Below are 218 nucleotides of genomic sequence, written 5' to 3'. Positions count from 1 at the left end.
ACCTCGCTGACCTCCGGCGCCTCCCGCATCTTCGAGGGCGGGAGTGTCAACCAGACCGTGGTGGAGATGGAGCGCGGCTTCCTCTTCATCATGTCCGTCTCCGACGGATCGTCGCTGGCCGTACTGGCGCACCCGGAGTGCGACATCGGCCTCGTCGGTTACGAGATGGCCCTGCTGGTCGACCGCGCGGGCACGGTGCTCACGCCCGACCTGCGCGC

The 218-nt window shown here is 68.8% G+C and carries 1 protein-coding gene; it reads left to right on the top strand.

Annotated elements, in window-relative coordinates; translation table 11 throughout:
- On the top strand, positions 1–218 hold a 218-nt coding region (locus IH45_RS0142920), incomplete at both ends, for a roadblock/LC7 domain-containing protein (RefSeq protein ID WP_030682839.1).

This window comes from Streptomyces rimosus subsp. rimosus, from assembly GCF_000720725.1.
In the GTDB taxonomy this organism is placed as follows: Bacteria; Actinomycetota; Actinomycetes; order Streptomycetales; family Streptomycetaceae; genus Streptomyces; species Streptomyces rimosus_A.
This window is presented reverse-complemented; position numbering and strand designations above follow the sequence as displayed.